Below are 14,408 nucleotides of genomic sequence, written 5' to 3'. Positions count from 1 at the left end.
GGATGGGGAGGACAGGCTGGCTTTATCAGGCGCCGATGATCTGCATCACCAGCGGCCGCCCGGCGAGGCTGTCGGACCCGTCCAGGATGCGCATGGCCTCGGTTACCGCGCTTTCCGGTCCCGGGTGCGTGACCACGGCGAGGATCACTTCGCCGTCCTGGTCAGGGTCGCCCTTCTGGATCAGGCTTTCGATCGAGACGCCCGCATCGCGCATGGCGGCGGTGATGTCCGCCAGCACGCCCGGACGATCGGGCACGGTGAAGCGAATGTACGAACTGCCCACGCGGTGGCCGGACGAAGCGGGCTCCATCGCTTCCAGTTCGGCGGCGGGCATCGCGAAGGCGGGGCCCTTCTCGCCCTTGGCGATGTCGATGATGTCGGCAACCACCGCGCTGGCGGTAGGCCCGTCACCCGCGCCGGCGCCCTGGAACAGCAGGCGGCCCATGAAATTGCCCTCGGCGACGACCGCATTGGTCGCTCCGTCGACATGGGCGAGCGGATGGTCGATCGGCACCAGATGCGGACGCACGCGCTGGAACAGGCGAGGGCTGCCATTGGTGCCGTCGGTTCCGGCCATGCCGATCAGGCGGATGACGTAGCCCAGCGCGCGGGCCTGCTCGATGTCGGCCGCCTTCACGCGGCTGATGCCCATCGTTTCCACCGTATCGAAGCGCAGACGCGTGCCAAAGGCGATCGCAGCGAGGATCGAAAGCTTGTGCGCCGCGTCGATGCCCTCGATATCGAAGGTCGGGTCAGCTTCGGCATAGCCCATGCGCTGCGCATCGGCGAGCACGTCCGCGAAGTCGCGGCCAGTGTCCTCCATGGTGGAGAGGATGTAGTTGCAGGTGCCGTTGAGGATTCCGTAGACCCGCTCGATGGCATTGGCGGCCGCGCCTTCGCTCAACCCCTTGATGACCGGGATGCCCCCGGCCACCGCCGCCTCGAATTTGAGCGCGACGCCGGCTGCTTCGGCGGCTGCGGCCAGTTCCAGCCCGTGGTGCGCGATCATCGCCTTGTTGGCGGTGACCAGGCCCTTGCCGCCCGCGATCGCATTGCGGGCCAGCGCCAGGGCCGGGCCGTCAGACCCGCCGACCATCTCCACCACCACGTCGACATCGTCGCGCGCGGCGAGGGCGGCAGTATCGTCCTCCCAGTCGTAGCGTGAGAGGTCGACGCCGCGATCCTTGGTGCGGTCGCGCGCGCTGACCGCCGCAATGCGGATCGGACGGCGGGCGCGGCGGGCAATCAGCTCCGCGTTGGTCTCGATGAGGCGGACGACGCCACTGCCGACGGTTCCCAGTCCGGCAAGCGCGATATTGAGCGGTTCGACCATGCAAGCTCCTTTTCGGGAGCGCGCCGTAAGCCAGGCTGGCGGGAATTTCCAGCGCCTTGGACGATGGCGGTGTCCCAGGCCTCGCCCGGGACACCGTAACTCAGCGCAAGGTGCGGCTGCACACGCCAAGGTCGCCCAGTACCATGCGGTAGTCGGACAGCGCCTGCTGCTGCTCGGCATAGCTGCCCGAGATGTTGGCTCGGGCAGGCGGCAGGTTGGGCAGGAAGCAGGCCAGGCGATACCATTCGAGGGTATCGCGCTGCGGCGGATGATCGACGTTGGCTACGAGTTCGGAGAACGAGACACCCCAAACCGGCGCCGCGCCCGGTTCGTGGCGGACGGTGATCGAAGCCGCCGAATTATCCCTGGTGGTGAAGAAAATCTGCGTCTCGCCCTGTCCGGCAAGGTTGCCCGGTACATAGAGCAGTTCGCGCACGCCGGTGATGCGTGCGGGCGCATCGGGCGAAACCAGTTCGCCCAGGATCGCGCGCAGCCGCGCTTCGCCCCGGACGGTCCACAACTGCTGCGCGGTCGGAGTAACCAGCTGCAACTCGCCGGGCCGGCCCGGCACTGCGCGCGCGAACAGGAAAACGTCCTGCTTTTTGAGTTTGGGCGCTTTGCCGCGTGCATCGAGCGGCAGGTCAACAAGATAGCTAACCGATTCGCCAAGCGGAGCCTTGCCGGTCAGCAGGGCCCTGGTGTTCGCCTGAATATAAAAGCGGCCATGGCCCGGCGTCAGGCCCGGTGCGCGGGCATCGTCGACCCGGACCATCTTCGCGATCTGCGCCTGCACGACCAGACCTGCCGAATCGGCAAGGTCCGCCACATCGGCATAAGTTACCTCGTTGGAAGCCGCGGGAAGCCCTCCGGAAGCCGTCTGGGCGCTCGCCGCAAGGGGAGCAAGCGCCAGATAGGCACCCGCGAGAAGCCCTGCAAGGTGCTGCGATTTGAAGGACATGAAGGATAATCTCCGTGGAAATGCGATGTCTTATAGCCGTAGTGCGGGCTGTGCACAAAATTGCACTGGATCAAATTCACCTAACGCGGCATGAATTGTGCGTTAACACCTGCCACCGCGATAAGGCGTTGCGCAGGGAAGGCTTCAACGTTAAGAAGCCTGCAAAATGGGGCAAAAATACTAAAAAATGCCCCGCGGTTCGTCTTCCCGTCGGGTTCGTTCACGGGAAGGTAGACTGTCAGCCGTCAGGGTGGGTAATTGTAGTTTCGTCATGGGTTCCTCCCTCCGGGGGAAGCCATGGACGCCCTTGGACACGTCTTGTCGGGATTGGTTTCCGTCAAAAACGGTTCGGGGCTTGGTAATGGAGTGATGCGTCTGAATGGCTTACGCTGACCAGCAAATGAGCACCAACAAGATTGTTGCTCTTGTCATTGTCGCCTTGATCCACGTCTTCGTCGGCTATGCGCTTGTCACCGGCTTGGCCTACAAGGCGGCGCAACAGGTCATCAAGAAGGTGACCACCGTGGATATCAAGGAAGAGAAACCCAAGGAAGAGGAGCCGCCGCCGCCTCCGCCTGAACAACCCGATACGCCGCCGCCGCCCATCGTGGCGCCGCCGCCGCCGATCAATATTGCCCCGGCTCCGCCTCAGGTGGTGACGGTGCAGACTCCGCCGCCGGCACCGCCGCCGATGATCCAGACTGCGCCGCCGATTCAGGCTGCTCCTCCGCCTCCTCCCGGACCTTCGAAGGCCCGTGGTGTAAGGCCGAAGGGTCAGGCTGGCTGGGCTGGTCGCATCCAGTCGAACTACCCGACCCGGGCTGCGCGTGAAGAGCGCGAAGGCCGCGTGGGCGTTCGTGTCCAGATCGGTGCGGATGGCCGTGTCAGCGCGTGCTCGGTTTCGAGCTCGAGCGGCAGCCCCGACCTCGACGAGGCGGCTTGCGACGGTATGACGCGTTATGCGCGTTTCGACCCGGCGCTTGACGACGGCGGCAACCCGATCTCGTCGAATTATACGACGGCGATCGTCTACAAGCTCAACTAACTCCAAGGCTGGTCCGGACGGCACCTTTTGGTCCTGACCTACTCCTGCATTCTTCTTGAGAGGTATATCGCATGCTTATCGTTGACATCCTTGCCGCCGGTGCGGGCGCGCCGCAGAACAAGTTCGGCTTCATGGAAGCCCTCGAACAGGGCGGTTTCATCGCCTACGCGACCGTGATCATCCTGGGCATCATGTCCTTCGGTTCGTTCTACATCCTGTTCACCAAGTGGTTCGAACAGTCGAAGATCCTGCGCCAGTTCAACACCATCCGCACGACCTTCTGGAAGGCGCCGACCCTGCGCGAAGGCGCTGCCAAGCTCGACAAGAACAGCGCCTGGCGCCAGCTCGTCGACGACGGCCTCGCCGCTGAAGACCAGCATGCCAAGATGACCGATTCGCTCGAAGCACACGACTGGCTGCACGGCTCGCTCGCTCGCTCGGAAGCAACCGTCAACTCGCGTCTCGCTGGTGGTCTGTCGTTCCTCGCGACCGTTGGTGCGACCTCGCCGTTCATCGGTCTGTTCGGTACCGTCGTCGGCATCTACCGCGCCCTGATCGCCATCGGTCTCGCCGGTTCGGCATCGATCGACAAGGTCGCAGGTCCGGTTGGTGAAGCACTGATCATGACCGCTCTCGGTCTGCTCGTCGCGGTTCCCGCAGTGCTTGCCTACAACTACCTGCAGAGCCGCAACAAGCGCATCGCCGAACTGCTGACCGGTTTCTCGAATGACGTTCTCGCGAACATCACTTCGAAGGGCGCCGTGAAGCCTGTTGTCGGTTCCGCACCCGTGAAGCCCGTCGCTCCCAAGCCGGCTGCCGCTCCCGCCAAGTCGTAAGGAGCACGGGAAGCGGACCGGCCCGCCCGGTCCGCCCCCGTACGGGGAAATCGGCGGCGGTACGATGCATGCGAATGCCGTCGCCGGCCCCAAGGCAACGCAAGGATTAGGATAAGACTATGGCGATATCCACGGGCGGAGGCGGTGCAGACGCACCGATGTCCGACATCAACACGACGCCGCTCGTCGACGTCATGTTGGTGCTTCTGATCATCTTCCTGATTGCGGTTCCGGTCGCGATCCAGACGATCGAGAAGCTGCGCATTCCCGTCGTCGAAGCAGTCGAATCGAAGGACAAGGTCGAAAACCTTCTCCTCACCGTCTCGACTACCGACAGCGGCGGCCGCACGGCCGGAGAGCCCGGTTACCAGGGCGCCTCGCGCGGCGGCGAATGCCGTATCTACTTCAACAACGTCACTCCGGTTACCTCCGAAGAACTGCGCGACCAGGCTTTCAAGCGTCTCGATGCCATCGTGAAGCGTGAAGGTGGCCCGCAGGCTCTGATGGCGAACCCGGAGCTCATCCCGCAGGTCCACATCCGCGGCGACATCCAGGCTCCCTGGCGTTGCGTGGCAGGTGCGATCTACAACGTTCAGGTCTCGGGTTACCCGACGGTTGGCTTCATCACCAACCCCGTCGACCCGAACGGCTGACGTAGGCAGGAACAGGAGTAACTTTCCATGGCAATGTCAGCGGGCAAAGATGATGGCTCCCCGATGATGGACATGAACACGACGCCGTTGATCGACGTCATGCTCGTGCTTCTCATCATGTTCATCATCACCATCCCGGTTGCGACCCACTCGATCGACATCGATCTTCCGGTCGCAACTCCTCCGACGGACACACCGCCGCCGATCGATCCGATCAAGAACAAGATCGTCCTGACCCAGGACAGCAAGATCTTGTGGAACGGCGTGCAGATCGACCAGAACGGTCTGGTCAACTCGCTGCAGGCCACCACCCGTATGGCCACCGAGCCGGAACTTCAGTTCCAGCCGGAACCGGAAGCCAGCTATGAGCTGTCTGCCCAGGTCCTGCAGGTGATCAAGGCTGCGAATGTCACGAAGTTCGGCTTCGTCGGCAACGAACAGTTCGCGAACTTCGGCAAGTAAGCCAAAAGTTCAAAAGACTGGTCCCGAAAGGGACACCCAAAAGGGGCGGAGCGATCCGCTCCTTTTTTGTGTGTCCGTAAGGTTGGTAGCAAGGGCGCAGTCTTCGGGCCAAGTGCCTCAAGCCGACATTGTCGGAGGTGCCGGGGGCTATGCCGCCCCGCTTCAACTGTCTTCCGAATCCACCCGCATGGCGACCGAAGCCAAGCTCTCCGCCTCGAACAGCAGATCATCGTCCGCTGCCCCGGACGGCATGCTTTCGCGCCCGATCATCGATAGCGCCGGGACGGACAGCGGGCTGATTCGCTCCAGCACGACATGGTCTACCTCGCGCGCGGCCCGGTCGAGAACGTCGGCAACGCGCGCCACATCGGTCATGCGTGCGCGGGCATCGGCCCATGCCGCTTCGATCAACAGGTGATCCGGCTCGTACTTGCGCAGGACGTCGTAAATGAGGTCGGTCGAGAACGTGACCTGCCGCCCCGACTTGCGCTTCCCGGGCTGCTGGCGCTCGACGAGACCGGAAATTACCGCAACCTCGCGAAAGGCGCGGCGTAGCAAGTACGATTGCTGCACCCAGTCGACAAATTCGTGTGTCAGGATATCGGGCGAGAGCAGCGCAGCCGGATCCTCCACCGCCTTCAGCCCCCATACGACCAGCGTATAATCGGTTGCGACAAAGCCGAGCGGGCCGAGCCCCCGGTCCTCCATGCGCCGGGTGATGAGCATCCCCAGTGACTGGTTCGCGTTCCATCCCTCGAACGTATAGTAGCTGGTATAGGCAAGGCCCCTGTGCGGAAAACTCTCCACCAGCAGCCGTCCGGGTGCGGGCATGTGCGAGCGCCAGTCCTGCACTTCGAGCCATTCGCGCACGTCGTCCGGGAAACGCGCCCAACCCGCACGGTCGGATAGCATTGCGCGAACCCGGTCAGCCAGATGGGTCGAGATCGGCATCCGCTGCCCGGAATAGCTGGGAATCGTCGCCGATCGCTTTGCCGCGCGCACGATCAGTTCAAGGTCCTTCAGCGATTCGACCTCAAGATCCATGCCCGCGAAGCGAAACGTATCGCCCGGCTCCAGGCTGGCGCCGAATCCCTCTTCTACCCGCCCCAGCGAGCGGCCGTTGCGGAAGCGCACATCGAGCATTTCGGAATCGACGATGATCCCGGCGTTCAGCCGGTGGCGTGCGGCATGTTCGGGGTGGGTCAGCCGCCACGTCCCGTCCTTCTCGCGCACGATGCGCCGGAAGCGGTCGTAGGAGCGCAGCGCGTAGCCCCCGGTTGCCACGAATTCGAGGACGCGTGCGAACAGCACCTCATCGACCCAGGCATAGGCGAGCGAGGAGCGTACTTCGGCAAGCAGCGCTTCTTCGCGAAACGGTCCCGAGCAGGCGGTAGCCATGACGTGCTGGGCCAGCACGTCCAGTCCTCCAGGGCGGAACGGGTCGCCGTCGCGCTGGCCTTGCCGCACTGCCTCCTGCGCCGCGAAGGCTTCAAGGAATTCAAAACGGTTGCCGGGCACCAGCACGGCCTTGCTGGGTTGGTCGAGCCGGTGGTTGGCGCGCCCGATCCTCTGCAGCAGGCGCGACGAACCTTTTGGCGCGCCCATCTGCACCACGAGGTCGATATCCCCCCAGTCGATCCCCAGATCGAGACTGGCGGTACACACCAGCGCCCGCAGCTTGCCCTCGGCCATCGCGCCCTCGACTTTGGCCCTGGCCTCGCGGGAAAGCGAGCCGTGATGGATGCCGATCGGCAGGTTGCCATCGTTCGCATTCCACAACTCCTGGAAGATGTATTCGGCCAGAAACCGCGTGTTGGTGAAGATCAGCGTGGTGCGGTGGGCGCGGACCTGTTCGATGAGCTGTGGGATCGCCCAGGTCGCGGCATGGCCGCTCCACGGGATGCGCTCCTCGCGCGGGAGCAGGATGTCGACCTGCGGGTCGGCGCCCGGCTCGCCCACCACCAGTTCCACGCCGTCGATCTCACCCCAAGGCGCAAGCCAGCCGCGATACTCGTCCGGGTCCGCCAAAGTCGCCGAAAGCGCGGCGCGCTGGAGTGCCGGGTTAATCGCCTGCAGCCGCGACAGCGCCAGCGCCAGCAAGTCGCCGCGCTTGCCGGTGGCGAAGGCGTGGACCTCGTCGATCACTACGCGCTGGAGGCCCGCGAACAGTTCCGGCGCTTCGGGATAGCTGAGCAGCAGGGAAAGCGATTCGGGAGTGGTCAGCAGGACATGGGGCGGACGGGAGCGTTGACGGGCCTTGCGGTCGGACGAGGTATCGCCGCTTCGTGTTTCGACACGGATGGGCAGGCCAATCTCCTCGATCGGCGCGAGGAGGTTTCGCTGAACGTCGGTCGCCAATGCTTTGAGCGGGGAGACGTAAAGCGTGTGCAAGCCTTCGGGCACCTTTGCGCCGCCCAGCCGCGAGGGGCAGAACGCGGCAAGGGTGGGCAGGAACCCCGAAAGCGTCTTGCCCGCGCCGGTGTCCGCGACCAGCAGGGCATGGTTGCCTCGGTCGGCGGCGGCGAGCATCTCGCGCTGGTGCCGGCGGACCCGCCAGCCGCGCGCGTCGAACCAGTCGGCGATCTCCTGCGGGACAAGGCCTGGTTTGGTCATGTGGGGGAGCATATCGGCACATATCGGGAAAAGCACCGTTGCCCCTCGGGTTGCGTGAAGAGTTTGAAGGGAAGACCTGGGGCCATCGCCCCAGACCCCGGGAATGTCGTCGTCGCGCGTGACCATGGCGGTAAAGGGGGCCGGGGCGATGGCCCCAGGACTTCCCTTATTCCTCACTCCCCACTAAAGCGCGGCGATGACGAACTCCCGCCGCACTTTCGCGATCATCTCCCACCCGGACGCCGGTAAGACCACGCTGACCGAGAAGCTGCTGCTGCAAGGCGGCGCTATCCACCTGGCCGGACAGGTCAAGGCGCGCGGTGCTGCGCGGCGTGCGCGGTCGGACTGGATGAAGATCGAGCAGCAGCGCGGCATTTCCGTGACCAGCTCGGTCATGACGTTCGAGCGGACCGATGCGGACGGGAACACGATCACGTTCAACCTGCTCGATACGCCGGGCCACGAGGACTTCTCGGAAGATACCTACCGCACGCTGACGGCGGTCGATTCGGCGATCATGGTGATCGATGCCGCAAAGGGCATCGAGCCGCAGACGCGCAAACTGTTCGAGGTGTGCCGCCTGCGGTCGCTGCCGATCATCACCTTCATCAACAAGGTCGACCGCGAGGGCCGGGCCTGCTTCGACCTGATGGACGAAGTGGCCGACATGCTGGCGCTCGACGTGTGCCCGATGTCCTGGCCGGTGGGCATGGGCGGCGTCTTCGAAGGCATTCTCGACATCGCATCGGGCCGCATCAGCCGCCCGGAGGGCCCGAGGAAGGAGTTCCTCGGGACTGTCGATAAAGGGGCCGCGCTCCCTGCCGAGGTCGCCGAGGAACTGGAGCTGGCGATGGCCGGCTATCCCGAGTTCGACCTCGACGCCTATCGCGGCGGTGACCTGACGCCGGTCTACTTCGGCTCGGCACTCAAGAATTTCGGTGTCACTGAGTTGATCGAGGCGATCGCGGCCTTGGCGCCGCCGCCGCGTCCGCAGCCGTCCGAGCAGGGCACGATCGAGCCGGAGAACAAGGAAGTCACCGGCTTCATCTTCAAGGTGCAGGCCAACATGGACCCGATGCACCGCGACCGCATTGCCTTCATGCGGCTGGTTTCGGGCACCTTCAAGCGCGGCATGAAGCTGACGCCGTCGGGGCTGGGCAAGCCGATCGCGGTGCACTCGCCGATCCTGTTCTTCGCGCAGGACCGCGAGCTTGCCGATAGCGCCGAGCCGGGCGACATCATCGGCATTCCCAACCACGGCACCCTGCGCGTGGGCGATACCCTGTCGGAGCGCAACGACGTGCGCTTCACCGGCCTGCCCAACTTCGCGCCGGAAATCCTGCGCCGCGTCCAGCTCAAGGACCCCACCAAGACCAAGCAACTTCGCAAGGCGCTGGACGATCTTTCGGAAGAGGGCGTGATCCAGGTGTTCTACCCGGAACTCGGTTCGCAGTGGATCGTCGGCGTTGTCGGCCAGCTGCAGCTCGACGTGCTGATTTCGCGCCTTGAGGCAGAATACAAGGTCGAGGCCATGCTGGAGCCCTCGCCGTTCGATACCGCGCGCTGGCTCAAGGGCGACGACAAGGCGCTGCGCGATTTCGCCGACATCAACAAGATGAACCTGGCGAAGGACCGTGATGGCGATCCGGTGTTCATGGCGCGTTCTGCCTGGGACGTGAACTACCAGCAGGAGCGCAATCCCGACCTGGCGTTCAGCGCCACCAAGGAGCGCTGAACGGCGCCCAGCGCCCATGAGGGGAACCTGACAGGGCGCTGGTGGATTGCTAGGCTATCCATTCAGCGGGATCCCCAGCGTTGCAGATCAAGTTCGCCAGCTACAACATCCATAAGGCCGTCGGGCTCGACCGGCGGCGCGATCCCGAGCGCATCCTGACGGTGCTGCGCGAGATCGATGCCGACGTGGTCGCCTTGCAGGAAGTCGATCGCCGCTACGGCCGGCGCATGGCGGTGCTGCCGCTCGATGCCATTCACGCTGGCACCCACTACGTCCCCGTGCCCCTATCGATGAAGCCGGACAGCCTTGGCTGGCACGGTAATGCCCTGCTGGTGCGCAAAGGGATCGAACTTATCGAGGCCGCCCCCGTACCGCTGCCGGTGCTGGAGCCGCGCGGGGCGATCCGCGCCGATCTTCGGATCGAGGGGCGGCGGATCCGGGTGGTCGGCATGCACCTCGATCTTTCGGGCCTGCGCCGCCGGCATCAGGTGCGCAGTGTGCTGTCGCACTGCTCTGGATGCGGTGAGCATGTGCCGACGGTGATGATGGGCGATCTCAACGAATGGGCGCAGCGCGGCGGCTGTCTGCGCGAATTCGATGAAAGCTGGCGCGTGCTGGCGCCGGGCCGAAGTTTCCCCTCGCGCCGGCCGATGGCGCTGCTCGACCGGATCATCGTATCCAGGGAGTGGGAGGTCCTTGGAACCCAGGTCCACCACAGCCCGTTGTCGGCGATAGGGTCAGACCATTTGCCGGTCGTTGCCTCGCTCAACATGCCTAAAATTTAGGCAACTGCTCACGAATCGGGCGACGGTACGTGCGTTTCGTGCGTTCGTCAGCATGGGCGCTGCTTGAATCGCCACCAAATCTTCGCAATTGGTAAATTGGCACACCCCTTGCTTTGCGTATCCGTAGCCGGCGCTGGGGCCGGTGGCAAACAGGGGATAGGCATGAAGTTCATCATAGCCATCATCAAGCCCTTCAAGCTCGACGAAGTGCGTGAGGCGCTGGGGGCAATCGGCGTCGCCGGCATGACCGTTTCAGAGGTCAAGGGCTTCGGTCGTCAGAAGGGGCAGACGGAAATCTACCGTGGGGCCGAATACTCGACCAACATGCTGCCGAAGGTGAAGATCGAGGTCGCCGCACCTGACGATCTGGCACCCAAGATCGTCGAGACGATCCAGCAGGTCGCCAGCACCGAAGCCATCGGCGACGGTAAGATTTTCGTCCTCGACCTCGCTTCGGCTGTGCGAATCCGCACCGGCGAAGCCGGCGACACCGCGCTCTGAGGGGGATTTCCATGATGAACCGCAAGATTTTCGGCGGCCTGGGCGCGACAGTCGCGTCACTCGCCGTCTCGACCGCCGCTTTCGCCCAGGACGCTGTTCCGACCGTCGACAAGGGTGATACCGCCTGGATGATGACGTCGACCGTCCTCGTCTTCCTGATGATCCTGCCTGGCCTGGCCCTGTTCTACGGTGGTTTGACCCGGTCGAAGAACATGCTCTCGACGATGACGCAGATCGGCGCCGCTGCGGCGCTCGCCATGCTCATCTGGGTGATGTACGGCTACTCGATGGCCTTCGGTGAGGGCGGCAATGCGTTCGTCGCCGGCTTCGGCAAGGCGTTCCTTGCAGGCGTCACCCCCGATTCGGTCTCGGGCACCATCCCCGAATACGTCTTCGTCTGCTTCCAGATGACCTTTGCGGCGATCACTGTCGCGCTGGTGCTGGGCTCCACGGTTGAGCGTATCAAGTTCTCGGCGGTCATGGTCTTCGCGGTCGTCTGGCTGACGATCGTCTATTTCCCGATCGCACACATGGTCTGGGCTCCGACCGGCTACTTCTTCGGCCTGGGCGCTCTCGATTACGCGGGCGGCACCGTCGTCCATATCAACGCGGGCGTTTCGGCACTGGTTGCCGCGATCATCCTTGGCAAGCGCAAGGGCTTCCCGGCCGAGCCGATGCCGCCGCACTCGCTGACGCTGACCATGGTCGGCACCGGCCTGCTGTGGGTGGGCTGGTTCGGCTTCAACGCCGGTTCGGCTCTCTCGGCCAACGGCGCTGCCTCGCTCGCCATGATCAACACTTTCGTCGCCACCGCTTCGGCTGGTCTGTTCTGGATGCTCGCAGAGCGTCTCGCCGGTCACAAGGGTTCGGCCCTGGGCTTCTGCTCGGGCGTCGTCGCCGGTCTCGTCGCGGTTACGCCGGCTGCCGGTAACTCCGGTCCGTTCGGTGCGATCGTTCTGGGCGGTGTCGCCTCGATCATCTGCTTCTTCGCGGTAAGCAAGCTCAAGCCGATGCTCGGCTATGACGATGCACTCGACGCCTTCGGCGTTCACGGCATCGGCGGTATTGTCGGCGCCATCGGCACCGGCATCGTCTACGCTCCCAGCCTGGGCGGCCCCGGCAAGGCGGATTTCGCGATCGGCTCGCAGTTGGTGATCCAGATCGAAGCGGTTCTTGCCACCATCGTCATCGCGACGATCGGCACCGTGATCGCGATCTTCATCGCCAAGGCAATCACCGGCCTGCGCGTCACTCCCGAAGTTGAAGCCGACGGCCTCGACATCGGCGAGCACGGCGAGCGCGCCTACAACTAAGTTCACGTTTTCTACAGTTTGGCGGCGGCGGGTACTTCCTCCTCTCCTCCCACCCGTCGTCGCCAACCGATGTTCCTCCTGCGAACACAAACTTTATAAGGGTCGGAGCCAGCCGCTCCGGCCCTTTTTTTGCCTGCGCCGCGCGTGTTTCTTCGAAAACCTTTGTCGCCGTCCCGCGCTTGTGAAAGGCTGGATGTCGGATCAGCAGGTCCGGGAAGCGGGGTGCGCATGAAGTACGTCACGGCCATCATCAAACCGTTCAAGTTCACCGAGGTGAAGGAAGCGCTGAGCGCGGCCGGAGTTTCCGGCGTGACGGTTTCGGAAGTGAGCGGTTGCGGTCGGCAGAAGGGCCAGACCGAAGTCTATCGCGGCGCCGAATATGCCTCGAGCATGTTGCCCAAGATACGCCTGGAAGTGGCCGTGCCCGATTCGCTCGCGGAAAAGGTGGTCGAGACCATCCGCCAGCACGCCAACAACGACGAGATCGGTGACGGCAAGATCTTCGTATTCGAACTGGCGCAGGCGATACGTATCCGCACTGGCGAGCAGGGCGACGACGCGCTCTGACGCATCGCCGCTGTGCTGCCTGTGATTATTCAGCCGCGCGCGGAGAACATATCGATCAACTGGCGAATCGGCGAAACATCATATCCCGCCGCGTTCGCCTTCGATGCGATCACCGCCGGGCTGTCACCGGCCTTCGCGCGGGCCAGTGCCCATAGCAGTGTCGAACGCGTGCCCGACCGGCAATAGGCCAGCACCGGGCCTTCGGCGGTCAGCGCCGCTTCCATCGCATCGACCTGCGCCTGGCTGAAGCCGGCGTGAGTCACCGGAATCGCGACGTAGTCGATCCCGGCCTGACGGGCTGCGGTTTCGATATCGGCACCGGGCGTCTGGTCGTCGCTCTCGCCTTCGGGGCGATTGTTGATGATCCGCACGATCCCGAGCGCTTTGGCCTCGGCAATGGCATCGGTGCCGATCTGCGGGCTGGCGAAGACGGTATCGGTGATCTGGCGGAACATGGCGCACACTCTCTCGGTATCGATTTTAAGGGCCGACGACAAAGCGGCGGGCTTTTGGCCATCAAGCCGCTTCGGATCGAACAGGCAAGCCAATTCGCGGCTTTCAATCGAATGTTTCGCCGTTGTGGGCACAAAAGGTCACGTATTTCCGTTCGCAATTGATCCTGGCTTCGTGTAAGAGCCATGATCGCAGGAAAGCGCCGGGCCCTGCCCGGTTCTTTGCCTGGCGTCCGGCGTGCTACGTCCACGCGTCCGGGCGAATGCTTATGGGGCGCAGCGAAGGTACGTTCGTAGACATGGGTTTTGACAAAGGTCGTCGCGGAAGGGGACGCGACAAGCGGGATCGGTTTGGCGAGGACGAGTTCGACCCGTTCTTTGCTGGGCAGGATCGTTTCGGCGGCGGCGGTGGCGGTGATCGCTTCAGCGGCGGCGGAGGCGGCGGTGACCGCTTCGGCGGCGGTGGTGGCGGCTTCGGCGGCGGTCAGCGCAGCGGTGGCTTTGGCGGCGGCAGTAGCGGTGGTGGCGGCTTCGGCGGCGGTCAGCGCGGCGGCGGCTTCGGCGGCGGCGGTGGTGGCGGCGGAATGCCTGCCCAGGTCGTCGGCCAGGGCCGCGGCGTCGTAAAATTCTTCAACGCAGCAAAGGGCTTTGGCTTCATCCAGCGCGATGAAGGCGGCGACGATGTGTTCGTGCACATCAGCTCTGTTGAGCGTGCGGGCCTCGAAGGCCTTGCGGAAGGCCAGCAGCTTGAATTCCAGCTAGTCGATCGCGGCGGCAAGATCTCGGCCACCGACCTTTCCGTCGTGGGTGACGTGATCGCCGTTGCCAAGCGCGAGCCGGAAGCACCGCAGCGCCAGCTGACGGGCGAGAAGGCGACCGGCACGGTCAAGTTCTTCAATTCGATGAAGGGCTTCGGCTTCATCACACGTGATGACGGCCAGCCGGATGCGTTCGTGCACATCAGTGCCGTGGAACGCTCGGGCATGTCCGGCCTCAACGAAGGTGACCGGGTCGAGTTCGACATCGAGGTGGATCGACGAGGCAAGTACTCGGCGGTCAACCTGACGGCGCTCCAGGCCTGACCCCGACAGCACTTCCCCCGGTCGTTTGACCGGGCGACTGCAAACGTCTAAATGCGCGCAAATGGCGGCCCGG

The 14,408-nt window shown here is 64.1% G+C and carries 14 protein-coding genes; 10 read left to right on the top strand and 4 right to left on the bottom strand.

The annotated features are described in order from the left end of the window. Positions 1-25 precede the first annotated feature (25 nt). Both TQ38_RS16155 and TQ38_RS16150 read right to left on the bottom strand, forming a co-directional pair. A complete protein-coding gene (locus TQ38_RS16155; protein ID WP_043977213.1) occupies positions 26-1,333 on the bottom strand; it encodes a homoserine dehydrogenase in 1,308 nt (435 codons plus the stop codon). Between the two features lie 100 nt (positions 1,334-1,433). Continuing rightward, the gene (locus TQ38_RS16150; RefSeq protein ID WP_043977212.1) at positions 1,434-2,291 is read right to left on the bottom strand and encodes a hypothetical protein; all 858 of its coding nucleotides are present in this window, start codon (positions 2,289-2,291) and stop codon (positions 1,434-1,436) included. A 379-nt stretch (positions 2,292-2,670) separates the two neighbouring features. Between TQ38_RS16150 and TQ38_RS16145 the strand changes: the two genes are divergently transcribed. From TQ38_RS16145 to TQ38_RS16130, 4 genes are all read left to right on the top strand, one after another. Further along, entirely contained in the window at positions 2,671-3,336 is a 666-nt protein-coding gene (locus TQ38_RS16145) for an energy transducer TonB (protein WP_043977211.1), read from the top strand. A gap of 71 nt (positions 3,337-3,407) precedes the next feature. Then, positions 3,408-4,172: a MotA/TolQ/ExbB proton channel family protein gene (locus tag TQ38_RS16140; protein WP_043977209.1), complete on the top strand. Its 765-nt coding sequence runs from the start codon at positions 3,408-3,410 to the stop codon at positions 4,170-4,172. 119 nt (positions 4,173-4,291) lie between these two features. Next, positions 4,292-4,825, top strand: coding sequence for a biopolymer transporter ExbD (locus tag TQ38_RS16135; RefSeq protein WP_205316045.1), 534 nt, complete (start codon positions 4,292-4,294; stop codon positions 4,823-4,825). Between the two features lie 27 nt (positions 4,826-4,852). Beyond that, entirely contained in the window at positions 4,853-5,287 is a 435-nt protein-coding gene (locus tag TQ38_RS16130) for a biopolymer transporter ExbD (protein ID WP_043977207.1), read from the top strand. A gap of 162 nt (positions 5,288-5,449) precedes the next feature. Here TQ38_RS16130 and TQ38_RS16125 read toward each other — a convergent pair whose 3' ends face one another. Next, positions 5,450-7,900, bottom strand: a complete 2,451-nt coding sequence (locus TQ38_RS16125) for a ligase-associated DNA damage response DEXH box helicase (RefSeq protein WP_043977205.1) — start codon at positions 7,898-7,900, stop codon at positions 5,450-5,452. Between the two features lie 196 nt (positions 7,901-8,096). Here TQ38_RS16125 and TQ38_RS16120 point away from each other — a divergent pair, with 196 nt between their 5' ends. From TQ38_RS16120 to TQ38_RS16100, 5 genes are all read left to right on the top strand, one after another. Next, on the top strand, positions 8,097-9,635 hold the full coding sequence (locus tag TQ38_RS16120) for a peptide chain release factor 3 (protein WP_043977203.1): 1,539 nt from the start codon (positions 8,097-8,099) through the stop codon (positions 9,633-9,635). 80 nt (positions 9,636-9,715) lie between these two features. Further along, positions 9,716-10,420 carry an endonuclease/exonuclease/phosphatase family protein gene (locus TQ38_RS16115; RefSeq protein WP_043977201.1) on the top strand — a complete coding sequence of 235 codons (705 nt, stop codon included), beginning with the start codon at positions 9,716-9,718 and terminating at the stop codon, positions 10,418-10,420. A 162-nt stretch (positions 10,421-10,582) separates the two neighbouring features. Next, the gene (locus TQ38_RS16110) at positions 10,583-10,921 is read left to right on the top strand and encodes a P-II family nitrogen regulator (protein WP_007687500.1); all 339 of its coding nucleotides are present in this window, start codon (positions 10,583-10,585) and stop codon (positions 10,919-10,921) included. Positions 10,922-10,935: 14 nt separating this feature from the next. Beyond that, on the top strand, positions 10,936-12,234 hold the full coding sequence (locus TQ38_RS16105) for an ammonium transporter (protein ID WP_043977272.1): 1,299 nt from the start codon (positions 10,936-10,938) through the stop codon (positions 12,232-12,234). A gap of 228 nt (positions 12,235-12,462) precedes the next feature. Then, on the top strand, positions 12,463-12,801 hold the full coding sequence (locus TQ38_RS16100) for a P-II family nitrogen regulator (RefSeq protein WP_043977197.1): 339 nt from the start codon (positions 12,463-12,465) through the stop codon (positions 12,799-12,801). 29 nt (positions 12,802-12,830) lie between these two features. Here the strand turns inward: TQ38_RS16100 and TQ38_RS16095 are convergent, their stop codons facing one another. Next, positions 12,831-13,256, bottom strand: a complete 426-nt coding sequence (locus TQ38_RS16095) for a TIGR01244 family sulfur transferase (protein WP_043977271.1) — start codon at positions 13,254-13,256, stop codon at positions 12,831-12,833. Between the two features lie 296 nt (positions 13,257-13,552). On the opposite strand from TQ38_RS16095, the gene TQ38_RS31390 reads away from it, so the two are divergent. Then, the gene (locus TQ38_RS31390; RefSeq protein WP_043977270.1) at positions 13,553-14,335 is read left to right on the top strand and encodes a cold-shock protein; all 783 of its coding nucleotides are present in this window, start codon (positions 13,553-13,555) and stop codon (positions 14,333-14,335) included. Positions 14,336-14,408 lie beyond the last annotated feature (73 nt).

The organism is Novosphingobium sp. P6W, from assembly GCF_000876675.2.
Lineage (GTDB): Bacteria > Pseudomonadota > Alphaproteobacteria > Sphingomonadales > Sphingomonadaceae > Novosphingobium.
This window is presented reverse-complemented; position numbering and strand designations above follow the sequence as displayed.

What these genes read in the sequence shown, in the direction of transcription:
- TQ38_RS16095 (WP_043977271.1), bottom strand. Translation starts at nt 13,256, where the DNA reads ATGTTCCGCCAGATCACCGATACCGTCTTCGCCAGCCCGCAGATCGGC.
- TQ38_RS31390 (WP_043977270.1), top strand. Translation starts at nt 13,553, where the DNA reads ATGGGTTTTGACAAAGGTCGTCGCGGAAGGGGACGCGACAAGCGGGAT.
- TQ38_RS16135 (WP_205316045.1), top strand. Translation starts at nt 4,292, where the DNA reads ATGGCGATATCCACGGGCGGAGGCGGTGCAGACGCACCGATGTCCGAC.
- TQ38_RS16110 (WP_007687500.1), top strand. Translation starts at nt 10,583, where the DNA reads ATGAAGTTCATCATAGCCATCATCAAGCCCTTCAAGCTCGACGAAGTG.
- TQ38_RS16130 (WP_043977207.1), top strand. Translation starts at nt 4,853, where the DNA reads ATGGCAATGTCAGCGGGCAAAGATGATGGCTCCCCGATGATGGACATG.
- TQ38_RS16105 (WP_043977272.1), top strand. Translation starts at nt 10,936, where the DNA reads ATGAACCGCAAGATTTTCGGCGGCCTGGGCGCGACAGTCGCGTCACTC.
- TQ38_RS16155 (WP_043977213.1), bottom strand. Translation starts at nt 1,333, where the DNA reads ATGGTCGAACCGCTCAATATCGCGCTTGCCGGACTGGGAACCGTCGGC.
- TQ38_RS16120 (WP_043977203.1), top strand. Translation starts at nt 8,097, where the DNA reads ATGACGAACTCCCGCCGCACTTTCGCGATCATCTCCCACCCGGACGCC.
- TQ38_RS16100 (WP_043977197.1), top strand. Translation starts at nt 12,463, where the DNA reads ATGAAGTACGTCACGGCCATCATCAAACCGTTCAAGTTCACCGAGGTG.
- TQ38_RS16125 (WP_043977205.1), bottom strand. Translation starts at nt 7,900, where the DNA reads ATGACCAAACCAGGCCTTGTCCCGCAGGAGATCGCCGACTGGTTCGAC.
- TQ38_RS16140 (WP_043977209.1), top strand. Translation starts at nt 3,408, where the DNA reads ATGCTTATCGTTGACATCCTTGCCGCCGGTGCGGGCGCGCCGCAGAAC.
- TQ38_RS16150 (WP_043977212.1), bottom strand. Translation starts at nt 2,291, where the DNA reads ATGTCCTTCAAATCGCAGCACCTTGCAGGGCTTCTCGCGGGTGCCTAT.
- TQ38_RS16145 (WP_043977211.1), top strand. Translation starts at nt 2,671, where the DNA reads ATGGCTTACGCTGACCAGCAAATGAGCACCAACAAGATTGTTGCTCTT.